General features: G+C 42.9%; 22 protein-coding genes. 16 read left to right on the forward strand and 6 right to left on the reverse strand.

The features are described 5' to 3' along the window. Nucleotides 1-185: 185 nt before the first annotated feature. From ACM0P2_RS16440 to ACM0P2_RS16470, 7 genes are all read left to right on the forward strand, one after another. The gene (locus ACM0P2_RS16440) at nt 186-1,217 is read left to right on the forward strand and encodes a type IV toxin-antitoxin system AbiEi family antitoxin (RefSeq protein ID WP_159120410.1); all 1,032 of its coding nucleotides are present in this window, start codon (nt 186-188) and stop codon (nt 1,215-1,217) included. Next, on the forward strand, nt 1,201-1,722 hold the full coding sequence (locus ACM0P2_RS16445) for a hypothetical protein (protein ID WP_419226838.1): 522 nt from the start codon (nt 1,201-1,203) through the stop codon (nt 1,720-1,722). Before ACM0P2_RS16440 ends, ACM0P2_RS16445 begins: the two co-directional genes overlap by 17 nt. Then, nucleotides 1,697-2,056, forward strand: a complete 360-nt coding sequence (locus ACM0P2_RS16450; RefSeq protein ID WP_419226839.1) for a hypothetical protein — start codon at nt 1,697-1,699, stop codon at nt 2,054-2,056. Before ACM0P2_RS16445 ends, ACM0P2_RS16450 begins: the two co-directional genes overlap by 26 nt. 541 nt (nt 2,057-2,597) lie before the next feature. Further along, entirely contained in the window at nt 2,598-3,149 is a 552-nt protein-coding gene (locus tag ACM0P2_RS16455; protein WP_159120408.1) for a hypothetical protein, read from the forward strand. A gap of 3 nt (nt 3,150-3,152) precedes the next feature. After that, entirely contained in the window at nt 3,153-4,916 is a 1,764-nt protein-coding gene (locus ACM0P2_RS16460) for an OmpA family protein (RefSeq protein WP_159120407.1), read from the forward strand. A gap of 15 nt (nt 4,917-4,931) precedes the next feature. Continuing rightward, a complete protein-coding gene (locus ACM0P2_RS16465) occupies nt 4,932-5,417 on the forward strand; it encodes a Rab family GTPase (RefSeq protein WP_105930334.1) in 486 nt (161 codons plus the stop codon). A 9-nt stretch (nt 5,418-5,426) separates the two neighbouring features. Beyond that, nucleotides 5,427-7,547, forward strand: coding sequence for a putative bifunctional diguanylate cyclase/phosphodiesterase (locus ACM0P2_RS16470; protein ID WP_159120406.1), 2,121 nt, complete (start codon nt 5,427-5,429; stop codon nt 7,545-7,547). A gap of 100 nt (nt 7,548-7,647) precedes the next feature. Here the strand turns inward: ACM0P2_RS16470 and fghA are convergent, their stop codons facing one another. Beyond that, the gene (fghA, locus tag ACM0P2_RS16475) at nt 7,648-8,490 is read right to left on the reverse strand and encodes an S-formylglutathione hydrolase (RefSeq protein WP_419226840.1); all 843 of its coding nucleotides are present in this window, start codon (nt 8,488-8,490) and stop codon (nt 7,648-7,650) included. Between the two features lie 113 nt (nt 8,491-8,603). On the opposite strand from fghA, the gene ACM0P2_RS16480 reads away from it, so the two are divergent. The 3 genes from ACM0P2_RS16480 to ACM0P2_RS16490 are packed head-to-tail and all read left to right on the forward strand — an operon-like array spanning nt 8,604 to nt 11,776. Continuing rightward, complete coding sequence (locus ACM0P2_RS16480) at nt 8,604-9,518, forward strand: acyltransferase (RefSeq protein WP_159120404.1); 915 nt, start codon at nt 8,604-8,606, stop codon at nt 9,516-9,518. Beyond that, nucleotides 9,515-10,408 (forward strand): acyltransferase, encoded by an 894-nt coding sequence (locus tag ACM0P2_RS16485; protein ID WP_159120403.1) that lies wholly within the window; start codon nt 9,515-9,517, stop codon nt 10,406-10,408. Before ACM0P2_RS16480 ends, ACM0P2_RS16485 begins: the two co-directional genes overlap by 4 nt. A 3-nt stretch (nt 10,409-10,411) precedes the next feature. After that, nucleotides 10,412-11,776: a mechanosensitive ion channel family protein gene (locus tag ACM0P2_RS16490; protein WP_419226841.1), complete on the forward strand. Its 1,365-nt coding sequence runs from the start codon at nt 10,412-10,414 to the stop codon at nt 11,774-11,776. Nucleotides 11,777-11,907: 131 nt separating this feature from the next. On the opposite strand, the gene ACM0P2_RS16495 is transcribed toward ACM0P2_RS16490, so the two are convergent. After that, a complete protein-coding gene (locus tag ACM0P2_RS16495) occupies nt 11,908-12,099 on the reverse strand; it encodes a hypothetical protein (protein WP_159120402.1) in 192 nt (63 codons plus the stop codon). Nucleotides 12,100-12,435: 336 nt separating this feature from the next. On the opposite strand from ACM0P2_RS16495, the gene ACM0P2_RS16500 reads away from it, so the two are divergent. Continuing rightward, nucleotides 12,436-13,248: a DUF2884 family protein gene (locus tag ACM0P2_RS16500; RefSeq protein ID WP_159120401.1), complete on the forward strand. Its 813-nt coding sequence runs from the start codon at nt 12,436-12,438 to the stop codon at nt 13,246-13,248. 322 nt (nt 13,249-13,570) lie between these two features. Continuing rightward, nucleotides 13,571-14,383 (forward strand): NAD-dependent epimerase/dehydratase family protein, encoded by an 813-nt coding sequence (locus ACM0P2_RS16505; RefSeq protein ID WP_419226842.1) that lies wholly within the window; start codon nt 13,571-13,573, stop codon nt 14,381-14,383. Between the two features lie 56 nt (nt 14,384-14,439). Here the strand turns inward: ACM0P2_RS16505 and ACM0P2_RS16510 are convergent, their stop codons facing one another. Further along, on the reverse strand, nt 14,440-15,861 hold the full coding sequence (locus ACM0P2_RS16510) for a sodium-dependent transporter (protein WP_159120399.1): 1,422 nt from the start codon (nt 15,859-15,861) through the stop codon (nt 14,440-14,442). A 127-nt stretch (nt 15,862-15,988) separates the two neighbouring features. On the opposite strand from ACM0P2_RS16510, the gene ACM0P2_RS16515 reads away from it, so the two are divergent. Further along, nucleotides 15,989-16,165, forward strand: a complete 177-nt coding sequence (locus ACM0P2_RS16515; RefSeq protein ID WP_159120398.1) for a hypothetical protein — start codon at nt 15,989-15,991, stop codon at nt 16,163-16,165. On the opposite strand, the gene ACM0P2_RS16520 is transcribed toward ACM0P2_RS16515, so the two are convergent. Beyond that, the gene (locus ACM0P2_RS16520; RefSeq protein WP_159120397.1) at nt 16,131-16,856 is read right to left on the reverse strand and encodes an SDR family NAD(P)-dependent oxidoreductase; all 726 of its coding nucleotides are present in this window, start codon (nt 16,854-16,856) and stop codon (nt 16,131-16,133) included. The genes ACM0P2_RS16515 and ACM0P2_RS16520 overlap by 35 nt on opposite strands. After that, nucleotides 16,846-17,241 carry a thiol-disulfide oxidoreductase DCC family protein gene (locus tag ACM0P2_RS16525; RefSeq protein ID WP_105930345.1) on the reverse strand — a complete coding sequence of 132 codons (396 nt, stop codon included), beginning with the start codon at nt 17,239-17,241 and terminating at the stop codon, nt 16,846-16,848. The genes ACM0P2_RS16520 and ACM0P2_RS16525 overlap by 11 nt, the downstream gene beginning before the upstream one ends. A 238-nt stretch (nt 17,242-17,479) precedes the next feature. Between ACM0P2_RS16525 and msrA the strand changes: the two genes are divergently transcribed. Further along, nucleotides 17,480-18,025, forward strand: coding sequence for a peptide-methionine (S)-S-oxide reductase MsrA (gene msrA / locus ACM0P2_RS16530; protein WP_159120396.1), 546 nt, complete (start codon nt 17,480-17,482; stop codon nt 18,023-18,025). An 89-nt stretch (nt 18,026-18,114) separates the two neighbouring features. Here the strand turns inward: msrA and ACM0P2_RS16535 are convergent, their stop codons facing one another. After that, nucleotides 18,115-19,236 carry a hypothetical protein gene (locus tag ACM0P2_RS16535; RefSeq protein WP_419226843.1) on the reverse strand — a complete coding sequence of 374 codons (1,122 nt, stop codon included), beginning with the start codon at nt 19,234-19,236 and terminating at the stop codon, nt 18,115-18,117. 279 nt (nt 19,237-19,515) lie between these two features. Here ACM0P2_RS16535 and ACM0P2_RS16540 point away from each other — a divergent pair, with 279 nt between their 5' ends. Continuing rightward, nucleotides 19,516-21,381, forward strand: a complete 1,866-nt coding sequence (locus tag ACM0P2_RS16540) for an alkaline phosphatase family protein (protein ID WP_419227714.1) — start codon at nt 19,516-19,518, stop codon at nt 21,379-21,381. A gap of 17 nt (nt 21,382-21,398) precedes the next feature. After that, the gene (fldB, locus tag ACM0P2_RS16545) at nt 21,399-21,935 is read left to right on the forward strand and encodes a flavodoxin FldB (RefSeq protein WP_105930348.1); all 537 of its coding nucleotides are present in this window, start codon (nt 21,399-21,401) and stop codon (nt 21,933-21,935) included. The last annotated feature ends 25 nt before the right edge of the window (nt 21,936-21,960 follow it).

Genomic DNA, 21,960 nt, shown 5'->3' on the forward strand with positions numbered 1-21,960 from the left:
TACAAAGCCAAATCGAATCGACCCCTCTTTCTCCTTTTACAAAATGTTAGACGTAGATACCTCCTTGTTCATTAAACGCTAACGTTCACTAAAAGTGAACACTTAAAAATAATGAACAACAATTGCAATATTGTTCATTTTTTCGTACCGTTCAATAATAGTGAACATAAAAGATAAATGAACGAATGGATAACTTACTAGCTGAAGCTGCGAAACTATTAGCCGCGAATACCAAGCTAAATGTCACTTATACGCATCACAATGCCCGAAACGCTGAGGAAACGGACGGACAGCTGACGATCATTCACGGAAACCAGAAACATACTTGGTGTATAGAAGAAAAGGAGAAGCTTACTCGCCACAGACTACACAAGCTTCAACTAGAAAAAATAGTTTTTAACAACAAAAAAACACTTATAGTCACAACCTATATCAATGAGAACATTGCCGAGCTTTGCCAGGAATTGCAAATCGATTATCTCGATCTGGCAGGTAATGCGCACCTCAACATACCTCCTTTTTATATCGATATTAGAGGCAAGAAACCACCTCAAGAGCATCAAATACAACACGCGAGAAAGCTAACAGGAAAGGCGTTTCAACCTAAAGGTATGAAGCTGGTCATGATGTTGTTATTGAAGCCCGAGCTTGTTAATCAGCCAATGCGGGTACTTGCGGAGCAAGCTGAAATTGCTTTAGGCACGGTAAAACAAGTGTTAGATGACCTTAAGCAACTCACATTTGTTCTCGAAAAAGGGAAAAAGGGACTCGTCCTCAACGAAAAAGATCTGCTTCTAACGCGATGGCTGGACGCTTATCCACACAACATGGAAGCAAAACTGGAGCAAAAGCTATATGTTCCTCAGAATATTGAGCAGCTTCGTAACGCACCGCTAGATAAGTACGGAGCACTCTGGGGCGGAGAGGTCGCCGCTGATGCCTATACTCATTACCTTACTCCCAAAACATATCAAATATATGCTGATACTGAAGCACATAAAGCCCTATTAAAAACGTTCAGGCTACGCCGACTACGTGCTGAAGAGACAGATGTTAATATACTGAAAATTATAGAGCCGCCTGTAGGAATCGAAAAAATTAGGGGTGAGTTACCTGGCTATATCGCGCCATTGCTAGTCTATGCTGAACTACTCAACAGCGATGACCCTCGCAACCTTGAAACTGCCAAAAGGATCTACCATGACCACCTCGCTTGATGTATCCGAAAAACTGCCCACAGGGCTTGTCGAGGTATATAGTCAAATCCACGGTATTGCCGCAGAGCTAAGTGTTCCGTTGCTAATTGTAGGGGCTACTGCACGGGATATTATCTTGGTTCACGGCTATAACGCTGCTATCGAGCGCGGTACGAAAGATGTGGACTTTGGTATCGAAGTGCAGAATTGGGAGCATTACGAAGTGTTACGAACTGCACTGATAGAAGCGGGATTTACACCGCACTCGAAGAAGGCACATCAACTAAACACGACTGACAGTGACGGCTTGCCTTGGGAAATCGACTTGATTCCGTTTGGTGGAGTCAGTGATGAGCACGGCCAGATCGCTTGGCCGCCAAAACAAGATTTTGTAATGAGCGTGCTAGGGTTCGATGAAGTCTATCAAAACGCATGGGACGTTGCCCTGTCAAAAAATCCTGAACTTAGTGTAAAAGTAGCATCTCCGGCAGGCATCCTATTTGCTAAAACTTATCGCCTGGACTGAACGAGGGCGCGAGTATCAGGGAAAAGACGCTATTGATATCTATTATGTAATAAAACACTACAGCAAGATTCCTGAGGTTGTAGATGCGCTTTACGAACAAGATTATATGGATGCGCAGGATAATGACATTATGAATGCCACCGCAATGTTGTTGGCCGACGAAGTCGCGGCCATAGTAAGGGAAAAAACATTGACCTACATAAAGCAGGCTCTGCTAAACAACGATAGTGTCTTAGAGCGCCTAAAGGTTGATATAACAAAGTACACTGTCGCAGGTTATGAAGAAGCCGACATACTCATAGAGATTATAAAAGATAGGCTAAATGGAGGGTAAAACCATCTGTTGTTTCTGGATATTTCCGTCAATATCCTTACACTGAGGAACACAATAGGAATACAACGAATGTCACTTTTTACCGAAATCCCCATATATATCAACGCTTTTTAAAATTAGGCGTGACTATCCAGCATTGGGGCAACAGAGAATTTACGATTTAACGGTGTGATAGACACAGCAAAGACCTCAGGAACAATTGTTACTTAACGAGTCGCGAATTAGCGCGAGCGGCGTATAGTACCTATGTTTAATAAAAAAACAATGTCGAGCTCCGTACATTTAAACGAATGAAAAAGATTGTCACTAAGAGGCGCTAGTTTCTCTTAATTTTTCGTTTCCCCCTCATTCTCACAACTCGCTGAAAAAGAGATACTTTTCGTCTTATTTATTATCATTATTATGCTTTTAGTGTATTTCAATGTTTGCAATTAGAGGCTATTGTATAAAGCTACAATCATAATTATTAGCACATACGAAAATGTGAATGCAGCGTCATAGCGTAAGTATGCGATAGCACTGCAACCCTCGGAGACATGTTATGGCGGACAACAAGCGGAAGGACCAGCAAGTGCAAAACAGTATTGAGACTGAAAGCGCGCCTCAACCAACAGACGAACTTGGTCAACTAAGAGAAATTTTATTTGGTCAAACAAACCGGGCTTTCAGCGCAGATCTTTCTGCCCTAGAGTCACGGGTAAACGACAGTTTCACGAAGCTGAACGCGCACCTTGATAATCAATTTAACGATATTCGTAAACTTATCGATGACCAGATCAGTGAATTGTCTAATCAGCTAGCTAGCGCGAACGACAGTCACAGTAATGTTCAAGAGCAACTCCAAAACACCACTGATAAGCTACAAAGTGAGCTGGAAATCGCCGAAGCAGCAGCAAAAAATGATAACGATGCATTAGAAGCGCACGTAGTCAAAGAGCTTGAGTCGTTAGATAATTTGTTTAGTAAACGTCATCAAGAACTACTAGAGAAATTACAGCAGGTAACGAGCGATCTTTCAGAAAGTAAAACCGATAGAAAAACGCTGGCGAATTTACTTTCTACCATGGCTACCAATCTCGCAACTGATCATTAATTAATGACTGATAAGGTGCCGCCGTCAGAGTTTACGGACAATTCTCTAGAAAAAGTTAGAGAATTACTTATTGGGCGGGACGACAAATTTGTTCGAGAAAAATTAGACCACGATGCAAAAGGTTTCGTGAGCAATGTTGTGTCCGAAGCATTGTTGGAGCGGGAGTCTAAAGATGGTTCTGTCAATAAAGTACTCGTTCCTCTTGTTGAAAAGTCGTTGAATCGCTCTATTGAAGCAAACAGCGAAAAAATCGTTGGTACGCTTTATCCACTTGTCGGTGCGCTTGTAAGAAAAGCAGTGTCCGCTTTTCTGGTCGAATTTGTAGAGCGAACCAACGCGTTAATTGAAAACAGCTTGAGTCCAAAGAGCATTTCTTGGCGCTTTAAAGCCTGGCAGTCAGGAATAAAGTATTCCGAGTATGTCGCCGCGCAAATATACCAATATCAAGTGCAGCAGCTTCTTGTTATTCACCGCGAGACCGGCACGCTGCTTCACAGTATTTCCGCAGATCCCGAAAAAGAGAAAGATGCAGACTTAATCTCATCTATGCTGGTTGCCATCAATGACTTCGTTGCTGATGCTTTTGGCGTAAGCAGCAATGAACCAGAAAACGAACTGGGTGAAATTAAAACCGAAGATTTTACCCTGCTTATCAAAATTGGCCCTCAGGCATTGCTCGTCGCTGCCGTCACTGGAAGCATCCCTCCAGAAGTTCGCGGTAAGCTCCAGCAAGCGCTAGAAGACTTTCACAGATTTTATCAGCAACCGCTCATTAACTATGAAGGCGACAACGCTGCATTTGATGGTTGCGAGACAATACTTGCCGACTGCCTGGTTAGTGAAAAGAAAGAGGGAGAGGGAAAGAAATCAAAGCGGCTTGTTGGCGCAGCTCTCCTACTTGTCGTTCTCATTGCGTTGTGTACGCTTTCGTTCTTGCGATTATCCCTCAGCATTTTGAAAAGCGACTTGCATGAACTCTCCCCGCCACCTGGGGTAGTCGTCACTGATGCTTACATTTCAAATGGCAAAGTACACACTAAAATCCTTCGAGACCCTGCCGCAGACAATATTGAAAAATGGTTTAACGACAGCGACATCGACCTCTCTCGCATTATAGTAAGCGAGGAGCCGTTTGTTTCACTCAAACCGAGTATAGTAGAACGCAAGCTAGAAAAACTCATTCGAGATTACCCGTTGAGCGAGCACGAAACCCTTTCCCTCGATAAACAGAATGACAATAAGTGGATTGTCTTGGGTGATGTTTTTGCCTCCACAGCCACAAACCTTACGCAAAAAATAAATAACCTCCCTGGTATTTCAAGTTTAGAGGTAGATACCTCACCACTTAGTATTAAAGCAGAGTATGAAATCGATAATGCCGCGCTTCAAAAAGTCGCTCTGACCCGTTTGGTTAATAAAATTTCTTCACAAAGTGTACTTTTTGCTACTAACCAAGAGGCGCTTTCTGAAGTACAGTTAGCAAAGTTAGAAATATTAGCAAATGATGTAAAACAGCTCCTGTCTGTAGCTAAGAAGACAAATACAATAGTTAGCATTGTTGTGATGGGCGCCAGCGATAATTCTGGCTCAAGTGCACGAAATCGTGAATTGAGCCAAAAGAGAGCTGAAAATGTTGTTAATTCATTAATCTCGCTCGGTGTTGAAAGCAGCGTTCTCATTCCTGTAAGTCTAGGAGAGCTGCCGTTACAAAATCCATCAATGGGACGTTCGGTTATGTTAAACGTATTATTATCCAGTGCACTGTAGTAAGGAAACATCTCAGTGATACAGAAAAAAGTGTGTATTTTAGGACCTACAGGGGTTGGTAAAACAAGCCTCATAAAGCAGTTTGTCGAAGGTATTTTCTCCGAGAAGTACAAGACAACGATTGGTGTAAAAATAGACAAAAAACAAGTTAACAAAGAAGGCCGTGGGATACAGCTTCTGATCTGGGATTTAGAGGGTATAGACAGATATTGTGGGTTTAATCCCCGCTATCTAAGAGGTGCGAGCGCCTATATCGTCGTTGTTGATCAAACACGTTCACAATCGCTAACTGAAGGCATGGAAATTCTTGAACTGGCAAAAGAGCATTATCCTGATATCCCTGCTTTTTTCGTCATAAACAAGACTGACTTACCCACTAGCTGGCATTGGAGTGAGGACGAGTTAGACAGCTATTCTCAAAAATTTGCGTTACTGACCAAAACTAGCGCGAAAACCGGTGAAAATGTAGAGAGCTTATTTAACACAATTGCATTTTGGTAGGAGAACTCCATGGACATCCATTTATTAAATGCATTAGGAATTACAAACTGTGCCTTGTTTAAATACACAGACTCCCATGAGCTTGAATGTCTAACACCGGAACTACCATGGCTTTCCCAAGTCGTTACGCTCGATGCTAACAATAATCTCGAAAAACAGCATATACCTTCTATTTTCTTAGACGATTTTTTTCTAGACGCTAATGAGGTGTGGAAGGGCAGCAATTCGTTTAGCCTTTCCTCTGGTTTCTGGACTGAGCAAAATGAAAGCCATCTACTCCGCCTAGAAGCATTAGCGATTAATAGCGAGTCTGGAGCACGTTACCTAGTTGTAAAGAACGTCGAAGAACAGTTCGACGAAAAGCGAAGAACGCTACAAGCCGCGAGGGAGTTGCTGCTAAGCCACCATGAAATTGTTGGGCAGCACGAATATATAAGGCATAAATTAAACAACGTGCTGCGTAAAAATACGCGATTACAGAAACTCGTTCCCCCAATTCAACAAGCCATTCACGATTTAGACACAGGCGTAGTTATTCTCGATAATGATGGAGCTTTGGTCCTCGACAACAAAGCGTCTCACAGGCTTCTTTATTGCAACAGTTCAACGCCAAGTTCCATTCGCATAAGCGAGCTAATAAAAGACATCGACGCTCCACCCACATTTCTACCTGCATTAGTAGAAAAGAAAACACCTTGGCAAGGAGAACTTTTTTGGCAACCTGTAGATGATTATAAGGTTTGGCTACAAGTTACTATCCATCCGGTATTGCAGGGTGACCAACTTACTCACTGGGTCTATTTACTCACTGATATTACGCATATTCACGGCAATGGAGAGGGCGCACTTATTGCCAGTGGGATGGATTCATTAACAAAAGTAGCCAACCGCAATTTATTTATTGATACGGTTAAACGCTCAGTTAATGAGCAAAGTGCATTTGAACTGTTTCTCATTGATATTTGTGGCTTTAAGAAAATCAACGAATCGCTTAGCTATCAGTCTGGTGATGAGATCCTCAAGACCTTTGCCCTTCGCCTTCAAAGCTATGTGGGTAATAACGGGTTTATCGCCAGAATTGGGAGTAACGAATTTGCGCTTGTTAAACGCAGTGATACGTTTAGAGAGCACACCAGCGAAGACTACGCAGAAGAACTCATAAAGAAATTAACACAAACCTATAATGTGCTTAATGGGAGTGAACCCCATTTAGGTGTAAACGTGGGTATTGCTAATTTTCCCAGCGATTGTAATTCTGCTGAGTCTCTGCTTCAGTGCGCCGACATCGCATTACAGGCTGCAAAATATCAAGGCCGCAACAACGTACTTATCTACAGCGAAGAATTACACAAGCAACACAATGCTTCAAATGAACTCGAGCGCCAACTTCGCAAGGCGATTGAAGGTAACGAGTTAACCCTTTTCCTACAACCAATCGTCAATTTGGCAACCGGAAAAATTGTTAAGTGCGAAGCGCTAGCAAGGTGGAAAACATCAAGCGGTGAGTTCATTCCTCCTGACGTTTTTATTCCTCTTGCCGAAAAAAGCGACCTTATATTTGCTTTTGGTGAGTGGCTTATTAATGAAGCGTGCGAAGCTATTGAAGCAATTAAAGCGGCAAATTTAGACATTCGCTTAGCAATTAATATCTCAGGACGACAAGTTACAGATCTGGCGCTGTTAACGCAGATCAAGAACGCACTTGACGATCACAAATTATCTGGGTCCAGTCTATCTATCGAACTTACCGAGAGCGTTTTTGTAGAAAGTTTAGACTCGGTGTCGATACTGTTAAACGAACTTCGCGATATGGGAATAACTGTATCAATTGATGACTTCGGTACGGGCTTTAGTTCATTGGTCTATCTGAAAAAGCTACCTATTGATGAGCTTAAAATTGATCGCTCATTTGTTAGTGAACTTGAAGACAATACTGAAGATCAAGCGATTGTGCAGGCTATTTTGAGTCTAGCGCACAATTTAAATATCAAAATTATTGCCGAAGGTATCGAAACAGAACAGCAGCAAGATTTTCTAAAAAGCCATCACTGCACGTATGGGCAAGGTTATTTGTATCAACGCCCAGTGGCTATTTCAGAGTTCGTGTCGTCCGCAAAAAAGTTAAGATAACGTCCTGAGAACGAATTTATATTTTCGATATTTGCTAACAAGGCCGACATCAGCTTTTACGAGCTAATGTCGGTTTTTTGTTTTTATGGCGCCTGAAGCTTTAAATTAAGCCCATATGCCCCGCGTGAAACTCCAAGTGCTCTTCAATAAATGAAGCAATAAAGAAGTAACTATGATCATAACCTTCATGCATGTTAAGCGTTAACTGCGTCTCTGACTGTTGGGCAGCATGTACTAATGCCTGGGGTTTCAACTGCTCATGCAAAAACTCATCTTTGGTACCCTGTTCCACCAAAAGAGGAATATTGTGCGTTTTGCTCGCCAGAAGCAAAGAAGCGTCATACTCTTTCCACGCTTCTTTGTCATCGCCTAAGTATCGGCCCAATGCTTTTCGACCCCAAGGGCAGTCACTAGGGTTAGCAATAGGACTAAAAGCAGAAACTGAAACAAATTTATTCGGATTGCGCATGCCGATAACTAATGCGCCATGCCCCCCCATGGAATGCCCACTGATGGCCCGTTCTTTGGTGACGGGGAATTCGTTTTCTATTAACGCAGGAAGTTCGTCAACGATATAACTGTATATATTGTAATGCGTGTTCCATGGTGACTGCGTTGCATTAACGTAAAACCCAGCGCCAAGGCCAAAATCGTAGGCGCCCTCATCGTCGTCAGGTACCCCCTCTCCACGCGGCGAAGTATCTGGCGCAACAATCGCCATTCCAAGCTCGGCCGCCAATTTCATCGCGCCCGCTTTCTGCATAAAATTCTGGTCAGTACAAGTCAGCCCTGATAGCCAATAAAGTACCGGAACCGGCTTATCCTTTGAGGCAAACGGGGGAAGAAAGATTGCGAAGGTCATATCGCACTGTGTTGTTTCAGCTTTATGCGTGTAGCGTAAATGACGCCCGCCGAATGCTCTATTTTCGCCAATAAGCTCCATTACAGCTCCTTAAATTCGTAAATTTGCACCTTTATCGTGGAATCAGTAAAGGCTCTATCGGATTTTAGATCAAGTTCGTTTACACTAAGCGCCTAATTTTTGAGGTAAGTACAATGGTAAAAGCACTGCTGCATCATATTGTTGGCACTATTTCGGTCATCTGCTATTTCTTAAACACAGTTATATGGTCAACGCCTATCTTTATACTGGCGGTTTTTAAACTTATACCCATCGCGCCTTGGCGACGATTCATTTCCTATTTGGCAGATGCATGCGCAACTGCGTGGATTGGTGTAAATAATATCAACCAGCGTATAAGTGGCCGCACAAATTGGACGGTAAACGGACTAGAAAAATTAACCCGAGATGGTTGGTATCTCGTTATTGCTAATCATCAATCTTGGGTCGATATCTTAGTTCTTCAACGTGTTTTCAACAGAAAGATACCGTTTCTAAAGTTTTTCCTCAAAAAAGAGCTTATTTACGTCCCTATTTTAGGTCTGGCTTGGTGGGCACTTGACTTCCCCTTTATGCGACGTTACTCAAAATCATTTTTAGCCAAAAATCCGCATTTAAAAGGCAAGGATATGGAAACCACGCGTAAAGCGTGTGAAAAGTTTCGTAACAAGCCGGTAAGTATCATGAATTTTGTAGAAGGTACCCGCTACACTCAGGCAAAACATGATAAGCAAAACTCGCCTTTTGCTCACTTACTCAAGCCCAAGGCAGGTGGCGTTGCATTTGTATTATCTGCAATGGGTGATAATTTACATAAGCTGATTGATGTTACTATTGACTACCCGAACGGCGTCCCCTCGTTCTGGGACTTTGTAAGCGGCAAGGTCCGCAATATTCGCGTGAATATAAACGTAATGCCAATCAAAGAAATTATGGAAAACGGCATTTTCAATGAGAATTATTTTGACGACCCCGAAGTTCGCGCCCGTTTTCAAACGTGGCTAAACGAACGTTGGCACGCCAAAGACCAACTGTTAGATTCACTTAACGCAACTCAAAAGCCATTATGATTCGTGTAGTACTTGCTCCATTTATTTTTGTTTTACACACCACACTGCAAATTCTAAACCTCGCCTTTTGGGGTGGACTTATAATATTGCTAGGCTTGGTGAAGCTTCTGCTGCCTAACGGAAAAATCAGAACAGCTTGGAATAAGGTCATGCATGCGCTGATGTTTAGCTTTGGCCGTATAAGCGTTCTGTTAATCAGGCTTTTTAACAACGTAGATATTCAGTGTTCTGTTCACGGTGTGTTATCTAAAAATAGTTGGTATTTGATTATTGCAAATCACTTGAGTTATTTAGATATCATTTTACTAATTGAATTTGCCACCCACCGCATCCCTGCCCCTAAATTCTTTTTAAAGAAAGAGCTTATTTGGTTACCTTTTGTAGGGCTTGGGGCCTGGGCTCTGGATATGCCATTTATGCACAGATACACCCGGGCTTATCTAGAAAAATATCCTGAAAAAAGAGGCAAAGATCTGGAAACAACCAAAGCCTACTGTGAGAAATTTAGAACTGTGCCTACTACGGTAATCAATTTTGTTGAAGGAACGCGGTTCACGCCTCAAAAACATCTTTCCAAACAAAGCCCGTACAAGAATTTACTGCCGCCGAAAGCTGGCGGCGTTTCCTTTGCCTTGTCGGCTATGGGTGAGCTATTCACTAACGTTTTAGATATCTCATTACTTTATCCCGAGAACAAGCGCCACCCTATGATGGCAATGCTAAGCGGCAGAATGACGAAGATTGTCATAGATGTAAACGTTACGCCGGTTCCTGAGTTACAACAGCAGTCAGAACGCACGGAGTCTGAATTTCGTCTTTATTTTCAAAACTGGTTAAACGGTCTATGGGAAAATAAAGATAATCGTATAAAGAAACTGTTGGAGTCCTAGTCAATGGAAGTCAGTGCATCAGTACGCGATCACTTTATCAATTTGGTAAACGACGTTTTCCCAAATTTAACAACAGAGGACCCTCTATATAGCGTGATAGCGCTTGGGTCTATTCTGATTATCGCAGCGCTTATTTATGTTATCGCGCGATTGTTGGTGCGCCCTCAAATCGCTAATTGGGTATATAAATCGAATAACAGGTGGGATAACGCACTTCAAGAGCACGGCTTTTTTAGGCGTTTAATGCATCTTTTCCCTGCGCTGTTTATTTATGTCACCACACCGGTTTTAATAGATGGCGAAGCCGTCATGCATGGCATGGTTATTAAAAGTGCCCAGCTTTATATGTTGTACAGCGGTTTACTGGCCCTCTACGCAATGCTGAGTACCGTAGAAGACGTTTACAATGCGTCGGCCTTTTCACGCAGAGCGCCCATTACAGGGTTCATTCAGGTTACAAAGCTAGCTTTCGCTATTATCACCATACTTCTTAGTATTTCGTTGATTGTAGATAGAAGCCCTCTGCTTATTGTGTCTGGTCTAACCGCCATTGCTGCGGTATTGCTATTAATTTTCAGAGACACGATTTTGGGCTTTGTTGCCGGCATTCAAATTGCGGCCAACCGTATGTTCAATACCGGCGATTGGATTGCGATGCCCAAGTATGAAGTAGATGGTGAAATTCTTGAGATAGGGTTAACGAACGTTAAGGTACAAAACTGGGATAAAACTATTTCGACATTGCCTACCTATAGTCTTACTACAGAGGCAGTGAAGAACTGGCGTGGAATGCAGGAATCGGGTGGGCGCAGGATTAAGCGTGCCATTTTTATCGATGTGCATTCAATCAAGCTCTGCGACAACGATATGTTGGAGCGTTTTTCAAAGATTCGCTATATCAACGAATACATTGATAAAAAGAAAAACGAACTGCGTGCTTATCACAGAGATTACTCTATTGATGAGTCTGACTTACTAAATAGCCGTCGCCTGACGAACATTGGCACCTTTAGGGCTTATCTGGAAGCTTACTTACGCAAGCATCCTAATATTAATCAAGAGCTAACCTTGATGGTTAGACAATTACCCCCGAATGAACTTGGCCTTCCCCTAGAAATTTATTGCTTTAGCGCAGAAAAGGAATGGGTGAAGTATGAAAAAGTACAGGCTGATATTTTTGACCACGTAATGGCGATGCTTGACCTATTCGACCTGCGTGCTTATCAAAGAGACGGACATCTCTCACTTTTGGCAAGCCGTGAACAGAGTGTATACAAGCATGATACGAAAGAACACGAAGAGCGTAATGCTCGCGAAAGTCAAAACGATGAGGGAAGCTACGATTCCCCTCGTAATGAAGGTCAATAGCGCAATTCATTCTCAAAGTAAGCGCATAGCCAGAAGCTAGCAGAGCAAAACACTGAGGCTTGAGCACCTAAGCCAAATAATACGCGAAAAAAAACCGGCACAAATGCCGGTTTTTTTATAACGCTTAATGTTTACGCCAAGGCATAGGCCATCAGTAAGCACAGTACTAAACCTGTAACGCCAAAAAAACCGTACTCGATTTTTTCCTGCATACCTTCAGCACCTGCTTTAGCAGTCATTAAGCCCATAACGATGCTGCTTAGCCCTAGCGTAAAGGCAATTAGCGCAACACCAAACATAATTGCATTAATCCAATCAGCCATTGTGATAACCCCTTAAAATAATTGGCGGTATTATGCACCAATAATTCAGTTTTGAACATGCTGGATTGGTTTTAATACACTACCGTGAACCAAAAATTGATCTTAGTCAAAATTGCTAATTTATTAGTCTATTCACCAAATAGTTAATAAAGACTAAGCTAGCCAATGCATCAACAACAAATAAAGCAATGAAAAATAAAGAAATTTAATCTTGGCAAGGGCATTGCTCTATTCAGTGCAAAGAACATCATTTTGTAGCTTTAGTAAATCAGTGACAGAGCAAGGCTACGTTTTGTACAAATACAATCTTGTCACGAGTGAATTAAGGAATAACCAATGTCTAAGAAACTATTACTTTCAGTTGCCGTTACCAGCGCTTTAATCAGTGGACACGCCTTTGCTCATGACAAGAGCTTTCAGACCAATAATTGTGACATGGAACTTGATGGTCACATTCAGTACTACCAAGGCAACCTAACCGTAACCATGGACAATGGTTCGGTGATGGAAATTGACGCGAAGCGCAATCTAAAGATCAATGGTGAACCTGTCTCACTTGACCGTGAGCAACAGAAATGGGTTAGCGATTATTACAATAACATAGATACCGCAATTCCTATGACGCTTACCATTGCGAGTGAAGGATTGAAAATTGCTAACGTCGCCGTAACTGAAGTATTTACTGAGTTGTTAGGTGGTGACCAGATGGGCGATGATTTTCGCGAGTTGTTTGACTCACTCGATGCGAAATTGCAAACCTCATTTTATGATGATGCTGGCAATATCCGCATCGATTCAACCAAATTTGAAGAGCCAGGTTGGTTTGACGAAAGCTGGGAACAAGAGTTCGAATCGCAAATTGAGTCTTTAATTAGTGAATCCATGGGTCGAATCTTGATCGCTGTTGGCACTCAAATGCTTTGGGAAGGCGGCGACATGTCTGAATTCGAAGAGAAGATGGAACGCTGGGGTGAAGACCTAGAGTATCGTCTAGAAAGCCAAGCGGCGTCGTTAGAAGAAAAAGGTGATGCCCTGTGCGAAGTACTCAAAAAAGCCGACTATGCTGAAGGCAAAATGCAGGCCTCTATTTCTGGTCTTGATGGGCTCAATTTGCTGGATATCGACCTTCATTCAGAAATGAAAATGTAATCGCTTTATCACTTCATAGCTAAAAGCACCCTGCTGGCTATGTGTCATACGCATAGCCAGCTTTTTATTTAATACCATTAATCTGCATAGATAATTGCCCACTCACAAGGTGCTGGCAAGTTTCCTAGCGAAGCGTGGGAATGCAGGAATAGCTGTTTCCCTTTCAAATTCCCACTAGGCATTGTTCACAACGCTCGCCTTAAAAAAATATCTCATTCCAATAGCACCTTGTATTGCACAGTACCCACCGATTCCCTATAGAATACAAACATAGTTTAAGTAAATTGATGTAACGCGTATTGACAGAAAAGGTATCTAGACAATGACACAGAATTTAGTAATTACCGGCTATGGATGGTTAGCAGGATACGTCGGTAAGGCACTGGCAGGCGATGTTAATATTATCGGAACCACCCGGAGTCACGAAAAATGTTTAGCATTAAAAGACCAAGGCATTGAAGGAGTTGAATACACACTAGGCGATGATCCTGAAGTAGTATGCCGTCACTTATCAAATGCGACGCTATTACTCAATGTACCGCCGGGTCGAAAAAGCACGCACTTAGAAACGTTCACTGCCAATATGACTGCACTTATAGATGCAGCGGTGAGTGCTGGCGTTCGTCATATCGTGTTTGTTAGTACTACATCGGTGTACGGAGATAGCACTAATGAATTGATAAATGAAACCAGCGCTACGGCTCCGCAAACAGAATCAGCAAAAGCGCATGTTGCTATCGAGAACTATTTGCTTGCAAAACGAGACCAAATTGACGTTAGCATTCTTCGACTAGCCGGCCTTGTTGGTCCCGACCGTCACCCCGCACGTTCACTTAGCGGACGGGAGCTAGATGCAGGTAATAAGAGAGTTAATCTTGTCCACATTAACGATGTTGTGGAAGCACTTAAAAAAATTATTGGTAGTGTGCCAATTAACGGCATATTGCATTTATGTAGCTTGTCTCATCCAAAGCGAGGGGTCTACTATGTTGATGCCGCAAAAGCGTTGAACATTGAACCGCCCTGCTTTGCAGATACTGAGAACTCTCCCTCAGGGAAAGTCATCGATGCCCACAAGAGCTGGGAGCTGCTTGGTGTTTCGCCACAGTACAGTGACCCCTACAGCATGTTTTAAAGCAAAAAAATGGCAAGCTTGTTTCCAAACTTGCCGTTTTTTATTTTGCAATTACGTTAGCCGAAGAGACTTAACCCAAAGTATTTAACCGCAACGGTGTTAACAAAAATCACGAGCAATATTAGCGGTATGAAGGTTTTCAAAGACACATCTACGTACTTCTCAAACCAACTACCTTTATAGCCTTGGCTTCCTTCTTCAAGCGAGGCATTAAAGTTCGCGCTTTTCCAGCGGTAAATAACAAACAAGCAAATTAACAGGCCATTAAGCGGTAAAATGGTGTCGTAGAATACATCGTAAATTACGTCAAATAAGGATTTATCGGCACCGGCGTAATGCATAAATGACGTGAGCATTTCAACTTTACCAAAAGATAGCGCACTCAATATTGCCAGAATAATCATAATGCTGCCAAGAGAGCCGAGCGCCCATTTACGGCTAACGCCTTTCTCGTCCATTAATGCAGCCACCGGCACCTCAAAAATAGAGACGAGTGAAGTAATAGCAGCAAAGAATACAAGTAAAAAGAACAAGCTTGCGACTATCGATGCGCCAATATATCCAATAGAATCCTGCAACGCCAAGAATATGCTAGGCAGGTAAGTAAATATCATTCCTACTGACGATTCACTTAAGTCATCAGGATTGATATCAGGATTAAAAGAGAAAATAGCTGGCAAAATCATTAGACCTGCCGTGAACGCAACTGCAGTATCAGTTAACGCCACCAACTTTGCAGCGCTTGGTACATCTGCTCGCTTATCGATATAACTTCCGTAAGTGATAAGAATACCCATACCAAGGGACAAGGAGAAAAATGCCTGAGACAGCGCGCCATTAACCACTTCTGCTGTTATTTTAGAAAACTCTGGGACAATGTAGAAGGTCACGCCTGCCATTGCGTTGTCTTGCGTAAGTACGAATATGACTAAGCCTATTAGCATTACGAAAAGCGCTGGCATAAGAAGCTTTGCCGCTTTTTCGATACCCTCTTTTACCCCACCCTGCAATATGAGGTATACCACGCCCACAACCACGGCCATGTAGGCGAAAATAGATTCGGAATTAATAAACATTCCGAACGTATTAGGATCCGCGAGTTTATCTAAATTGCCGCTTACGGCTTCAAATAAGTAACCGAAAAGCCAAACAGTAATTACCATATAAAAAACGGCGATCATAAAGGGGGTAGCAATAGCTAACCAGCCCGCAACCTTCCATTTTTTCTCATTGCCGCTAATATCGCTGTATGCACCCAATGGGTCTTTTTTAGCATGACGGCCCACTGACATTTCAGCCAGCATAACCGGTAAACAAATGGCAAAAACAAAAATCGCGTACATTAATAAAAATGCACCGCCACCGTTTTTAGCCGCACCGACAGGAAAACCTACTAAATTACCAATGCCTACCGCAGAACCTGCAGCAGCCAAAATAAAACCTATGCGCGATCCGAACTGTTCTCTGGCCCCGCTCATATCCCTTCCTCTTGTTGAGTTATTGTTATAGCAATTCGCGGGGTCGATACCTTATGTGTACGTTTTATTTGTACTTATTTTACCGCGCGAACTGGTATTAATTATTATCAGGATGGCGTTTGTTGTTATGACTCACGTGTGGCGTCAACGCGTTGTATTGCTACCTCTATGGGCTCATCAATACGCTGCACCATTCCCAAAAGAGCATGGTAACAGCAGTGAAATAAAAAGTCTTGATGTTGAACTTGTTGAAACGATGAAAGAGCGTATCACCAAGTTACCACTTCACCATTCCAGTCGATAAAATGGCAAGCTTGGTCTCGATCTAGCTTCGAAACATGAGTAATGAGTTGTTTTGCGGTAAATTCAGGCGTAAATAGCTTCTTAGCAGCAACGTTTTTCTGAAAAGGCTTCGACAGTCCTGTATCAACCGTTCCAGGATGGTAACAAACGAGCATAACGTCTTTCACCCTGCGCTTATATTCGACCGATGCGGTTTTCACGAACATGTTAAGCGCCGCTTTTGATGCCCGGTAACCGTACCAACCGCCGAGTCCGTTATCGGAAATACTACCAACCCGAGCACTCAAGCAGACAAGAGTTGAACCCTCTTTGCTAACAATGTTAACGAGATGCTTAAGCCATAACGCAGGCGTAATGCTGTTGGTAGAAAAATAAGCTGACAATGCCTGTTCGCTGATGTCTTCCAATCGTTTTTCAGGGTGTACTTCCTTTTCCTCGTTATGCAAAAAACCCGTGGTAATTAAAACGGTATTTAGCACGACACCCTGTTCGTTTAACTTTTTAACGAAAGCGCCAATATGCGCATCATCTTGTTGCGCTATCTGGTGATAGGTAACGTTTTCTTTTGGCGTAAATTCAGACGCAGGCGCTCGACTAACCGCAATAACTGCCGCGTCATTAAGGCGATATTGCTCGATAAGTGCGCTGGCTATGCCACCTGAGGCGCCTACAATTAGCACATTATTTTTCATTTGCGTCTCCTGGAATGCAGCGATCACATTGACGTTTTTTCCCCGTCAGTAAATAGGAAATAGTGTACCTATGTTTGGCAAACACATTGTAGAATGCATCCGCGAAATAACGAATAATCGGCCAGCGAAGCGGAGCATAAAGCCAACCCATTCCTACTGCCTTCCACGCTTCATGAGTCACGTCTAGCCCAGTTATCAAAGTACCATCGTCGCGAAGACCATGAATTCTGGCGTTAAGGGCATCCCAATCTAATGTTGGATAATTCGATGAGAAATCCGGAGACTGAATGTCTACCAACGTCAATTTGTTGTGCTTGTCTCGTTTGCTTAAATGTTTCATTTCGGCCATGCAAAGTGGGCAATAGCCGTCGTAAAATATAATCACGTTAAAATACCTCTGCTAAACCGAGCGTGTCTCTTCGTTTTCAGTGCGTTTGCTTCTGAAAGCGTGCGCACAGCGACCAGCACTTATCTCTAAGTGCCAATAGCTTAAAATCTTTTTGGACCGCTTTGCGTTATTCTTATTTAATATTCGTTTATACGATAAAAAAACACGCTTGGATGACTTGTGTTGCAGGCTGCTCGCACCCACACTAGGTTCAAAGATTAATAGAGGTTTTACTATGGCAAATTTACAAGTCGCAACCTTAGCAGGCGGATGCTTTTGGTGCATAGAATCAGCTTTTAACAGTGTTGATGGTGTGGAAAAAGCAATTTCTGGTTATGCGGGAGGTCATAAAGCTGATCCTACATATGAAGAAGTTTGCGGGGGTAACACGGGCCATGCTGAGGTAGTACAAGTAACATTTGATGCAGATAGCATCAGCTACCGTGAAATTTTAGAAATTTTCTTCGCGCTGCATAATCCTACCCAGCTAAACAGGCAAGGAAATGATGTGGGCACACAGTATCGAAGCGCAGTTTTCTATCACGACGACGCCCAAAAAGCGGAAGCAGAGAAGATTATTGCAGAAATTACTGAAGATGAAATTTGGCCAGATCCTGTTGTGACCGAGGTTGTAGAAGTGAATAATTACTATGATGCCGAAGATTACCATCAGGACTATTTTAAAAATAATCCGCAGAACCAATATTGCTCAATGGTTGTTGCCCCTAAGCTCGCAAAGTTTAAAAAGACCTTTGCTTCACGCCTTCGCAGTGATGCGTAATGGAAAAGTTATCTAATCAGAGCCTGACTTAATGGTTCAGAAATAAGAAAGGGTTGCTTGGCAACCCTTTCTTATGAGTATCGTTTAAACTATTCAAACCACGCATTGTTAATTTTAAGGGAAAATAGAAGAGGGGCCAAATCCTCGTAACGACGTAAGTGCGCATCGCATGTGGCATTTTTCAAATAATTTTTTTCCCAAGGATCGTTGATAATCCACAGAGTATCGTCAATTGACACTAAACCTTCCATTGACGCGTTATCCATCGTGTATTGGTCGCAGCTTTCGTCTTTTGCCACGTCAAAAGTGATGGGAATGCGTTTGGTGGCTTTACTGCCGCTGGTATCAATTACCCAAAGTTCGTTATCGTTTCTTGCTGCGCCAAATAAATAAGACGCCCCCGTTGAATGGGTATACATAGCTAAACCATTGAGAGGATGATTGCCTGACGTAAATGATGGCAGCTGTAAATCAGGCTCATCTACTGTTGCAAACTCCTTCGACGCAAAAAAATCATCATCAATATTTAACGAAAAAATACGAGGTTGCGCTGCTTTGTCTTTTTCCAACGCTAAGTATAACGTGCCGTCATTAGCCATCGTCAGGCCCTCTATCCCATCGTTAGGAAAGTTCCCCACTTCAAATTCAACAGGGAATTGCAACGGCCGCACGCCTGCCATCTCAACAGCTCCATTGTCTTTGCGTGTCAGCTTTACGAGTAACGTGGGATAATCAGTAGAGCCAGTATCCTCATACTTAGTTTCACACCGCGGACTTAATGCTCCTGTTCGAGTTGCATCTTCGGTGACCGTATAGACTACATTCGGATCCCTGGGGTCTACTGCTAATGCCTCTAAATCTGGTTCTTCATTTAAGTAGTTAAAAAAGCAACTTCTTCGCACATTTTGCGAAAATGAAAAACGCTCACTCGACGATACCAACATTGCAGTAGCAGGCGAAATATGATGAAGCTTTAACTGCTGAGCTGTATCAGCACTGGCATCTGCAATTGTAACCAGCGTGTCGTTCATTACAACCAGCCCTGATGTCTGCGGGTCGAACATAACGTTACCGTTATCATCCAAAATCCATTTACCAACTGCTACTTCTGTCAGGTCCTTGGGTTCAGGCGTAATAACCACATCTACCGGCTCACTGCATGCACTAAGCAGCATGGTCATTATCACCGCACTTGTTACGTATTTAAACATGTCTTGAATTCCTATCTCCTTTCATGCGAAAGAGAACTACTACTGAGGCGCGATGCTCTTTACTGTACATTTTTAAAGCAGAGAGCAACACGGCCTATTACTAAAAAATTGTAAGGGAGTATAACGAGCATACCGTTTATGCACAAAAAAGAGTAAAGTTATATCGAAAGCGAAACACCATGTTGATTATGTTAAGAATGTGTCTCACGTTTTAAACGTTAGTTTTGTTAGCGCTTCGCGCAATTTATGTCAGAGGAGAGCGTTATTTCTACGCAGCAATTGCCCCAAGTTATCGCAGGGCCAATAGTTAGAAAAGTGACATCAAACTCGTGTCATGTGTGGCTCGTTAGCAGCAACGCTGACGCACCTTCGCTCTCTTTATCTCATGGTGATTCGGTATTGGCTGGCGACAGTCAAAGCGACACTGTTCGCGTCGGTAAGCACGCGTTTATTCATCTAGTTACCTTTTCTGCATCAACGTTATTTGAAGACAGAGAACGAATAAACTACAAACTTATCTTTAATGATCACCAACAGCAAAATGCGTGGGAAAAAGAGCAACGCGCTTTGCTTTATAAAGATCAGGCTAGTCTGAGCTTTCATTATACTGGCACCCCAGAAACAATTTTGCACGGCTCATGTCGAAAGCCCCATTTTCATGGCGATGATGCACTTGTTCAGGTAGATAATCTTCACAAAATCGCGTTTGAGGAAAAAGCAAGTTTCCCTGACTTACTGTTGATGACAGGCGATCAGATCTACGCTGACGACGTTGCAGGACCGATGCTTAAAGCCATACATTGTGTAATTGCGCGTTTAGGCCTTTATCACGAAGCACTTGAGGGAGCGGTCGTAAACAACACCAGTGATCTTGCAACCCACGAACACGGCTTTTATGAACGAGAGCAGCTCCTGCCACAAATTGCGACCAATACGGTCCTATCTTCAATTTTCTTTGGAGCTAAGAAAAAGCCGGTGTTTACTTCAGTTAATGCCCAAAATCACTTAATAGGCAGTGCTGAAATTATCGCTATGTATTTACTGGTATGGTCCGACACACTATGGACGGATATCGTCATTGATAAAGATGGGATCCCAGAAAAGTATAACGCTATATTCGATAAAGAAAATGAAGCGCTTACCGGCTTTGTGAAACCTCTTTTACAAGTGCGTAGAGCGTTAGCACACGTTCCAACCTACATGATTTTCGACGATCATGACGTGACCGACGACTGGAACTTAACCCGAGGTTGGGAACAAGAGGTCTATGGTAACCCCCTATCGAAACGTATGATTGGCAACGCCCTTATCGGCTATTTGCTATGCCAGGGCTGGGGTAATGCGCCAGAAAAAGTAACTTTACTGATTCAAAAGGTAAAGGCGTCGTTGGATAAGCAAGGGTTGGCCGCCCATAATGAGATTGTTGATGAGTTGCTGGACTTTGATCAGTGGCATTACCGTATAGATACAACCCCTCCCATCGAGGTGTTAGACACGCGCACACAGCGCTGGCGTTCAGAATCTAATATGAACAAGCCATCAGGGCTGATGGATTGGGAAGCATTGTGTGATTTCCAGCATTCCATTATCGGCAAAGAGTCTGTCATTGTGGTTTCGGCCGCACCTATATATGGCGTGAAAGTCATTGAGGCTATTCAAAAAGTGTTTACCTTTTTCGGCAAAGCCCTCACCGTAGATGCTGAGAACTGGATGGCCCATAAAGGTACGGCTAACGTAATTTTAAATATTTTCAGGCATTACAAAACGCCGCCTGAGTTCATTATTCTTTCTGGCGATGTGCACTACTCTTTTGTATACGATGTGCGTCTGCGCTTCAGACGCAATAGCCCTCATATTACTCAGTTTACGTGTAGCGGTTTAAAAAACGCTTTTCCCGATGGGTTGATAAAATGGTTAGATAGGTTAAACCGCGTGCTTTACCGCTCGAAGTCACCTCTCAACGTATTTACCCGACGTAGAAATATGTCTGTGAAAGCAAGGGAACCAAGCATGGGGTATGGTGAATTATTCAACGGTTGCGCCATTGGTGTATTAAAAATTTCACAGAAAAACACTGATGTTCAGTGCAAGGCTTTGTTGAGCAACGGTAAAGAGGTAGAATTCCCAACTTCTAAAGACGATTAGTTCAAAAGAGGTATCTAATGAGTGATAGCGCACTGTCCATCGGATTATTTTACGGCTCCACAACCTGCTATACCGAAATGGCGGCGGAAAAAATCCAAGCGCAGCTCAATAGCCTTTTTGACGAAGACATTGTTGACCTTCATAACATCAAGGACGTGAATCTAACGCGCACTGCCGACTACGACATTATTATATTCGGCATTTCAACCTGGGATTTTGGCGAGCTCCAAGAGGATTGGGAGTCTCACTGGGAAGAGGTTCACGGCTTAGATTTATCTGGGAAAACTATTGCCCTGTTTGGCCTTGGCGATCAGCTCGGTTATGGAGAATGGTTCCAAGATGCGTTAGGTATGCTCCACGATGCAATTTTGCCCTCAGGCTGCAAGATAGTCGGTTACTGGCCAAATGAAGGCTATGAGTTTACTGCATCAAAAGCCTTAACCGAAGATAAAGCTCAGTTTGTTGGCCTGTCTCTTGACGATGAAAACCAATACGACAAAACAGACGCACGCATCGAAGCATGGTGTGAGCAGTTGCTGGTCTCGATGGCCTAAGCCCGCATTATATTTGGATATCAGC

Source organism: Alteromonas sp. OM2203 (assembly GCF_048517045.1).
GTDB classification, from domain to species: Bacteria; Pseudomonadota; Gammaproteobacteria; order Enterobacterales; family Alteromonadaceae; genus Alteromonas; species Alteromonas gracilis.

Excerpts from the sequence above, each read along its gene's own strand:
- ACM0P2_RS16440 (WP_159120410.1), top strand. The coding sequence starts at position 186 with ATGGATAACTTACTAGCTGAAGCTGCGAAACTATTAGCCGCGAATACC.
- ACM0P2_RS16445 (WP_419226838.1), top strand. The coding sequence starts at position 1,201 with ATGACCACCTCGCTTGATGTATCCGAAAAACTGCCCACAGGGCTTGTC.
- ACM0P2_RS16455 (WP_159120408.1), top strand. The coding sequence starts at position 2,598 with ATGGCGGACAACAAGCGGAAGGACCAGCAAGTGCAAAACAGTATTGAG.
- ACM0P2_RS16460 (WP_159120407.1), top strand. The coding sequence starts at position 3,153 with ATGACTGATAAGGTGCCGCCGTCAGAGTTTACGGACAATTCTCTAGAA.
- ACM0P2_RS16470 (WP_159120406.1), top strand. The coding sequence starts at position 5,427 with ATGGACATCCATTTATTAAATGCATTAGGAATTACAAACTGTGCCTTG.
- fghA (WP_419226840.1), bottom strand. The coding sequence starts at position 8,490 with ATGGAGCTTATTGGCGAAAATAGAGCATTCGGCGGGCGTCATTTACGC.
- ACM0P2_RS16480 (WP_159120404.1), top strand. The coding sequence starts at position 8,604 with ATGGTAAAAGCACTGCTGCATCATATTGTTGGCACTATTTCGGTCATC.
- ACM0P2_RS16485 (WP_159120403.1), top strand. The coding sequence starts at position 9,515 with ATGATTCGTGTAGTACTTGCTCCATTTATTTTTGTTTTACACACCACA.
- ACM0P2_RS16490 (WP_419226841.1), top strand. The coding sequence starts at position 10,412 with ATGGAAGTCAGTGCATCAGTACGCGATCACTTTATCAATTTGGTAAAC.
- ACM0P2_RS16495 (WP_159120402.1), bottom strand. The coding sequence starts at position 12,099 with ATGGCTGATTGGATTAATGCAATTATGTTTGGTGTTGCGCTAATTGCC.
- ACM0P2_RS16500 (WP_159120401.1), top strand. The coding sequence starts at position 12,436 with ATGTCTAAGAAACTATTACTTTCAGTTGCCGTTACCAGCGCTTTAATC.
- ACM0P2_RS16505 (WP_419226842.1), top strand. The coding sequence starts at position 13,571 with ATGACACAGAATTTAGTAATTACCGGCTATGGATGGTTAGCAGGATAC.
- ACM0P2_RS16510 (WP_159120399.1), bottom strand. The coding sequence starts at position 15,861 with ATGAGCGGGGCCAGAGAACAGTTCGGATCGCGCATAGGTTTTATTTTG.
- ACM0P2_RS16515 (WP_159120398.1), top strand. The coding sequence starts at position 15,989 with ATGACTCACGTGTGGCGTCAACGCGTTGTATTGCTACCTCTATGGGCT.
- ACM0P2_RS16520 (WP_159120397.1), bottom strand. The coding sequence starts at position 16,856 with ATGAAAAATAATGTGCTAATTGTAGGCGCCTCAGGTGGCATAGCCAGC.
- msrA (WP_159120396.1), top strand. The coding sequence starts at position 17,480 with ATGGCAAATTTACAAGTCGCAACCTTAGCAGGCGGATGCTTTTGGTGC.
- ACM0P2_RS16535 (WP_419226843.1), bottom strand. The coding sequence starts at position 19,236 with ATGTTTAAATACGTAACAAGTGCGGTGATAATGACCATGCTGCTTAGT.
- fldB (WP_105930348.1), top strand. The coding sequence starts at position 21,399 with ATGAGTGATAGCGCACTGTCCATCGGATTATTTTACGGCTCCACAACC.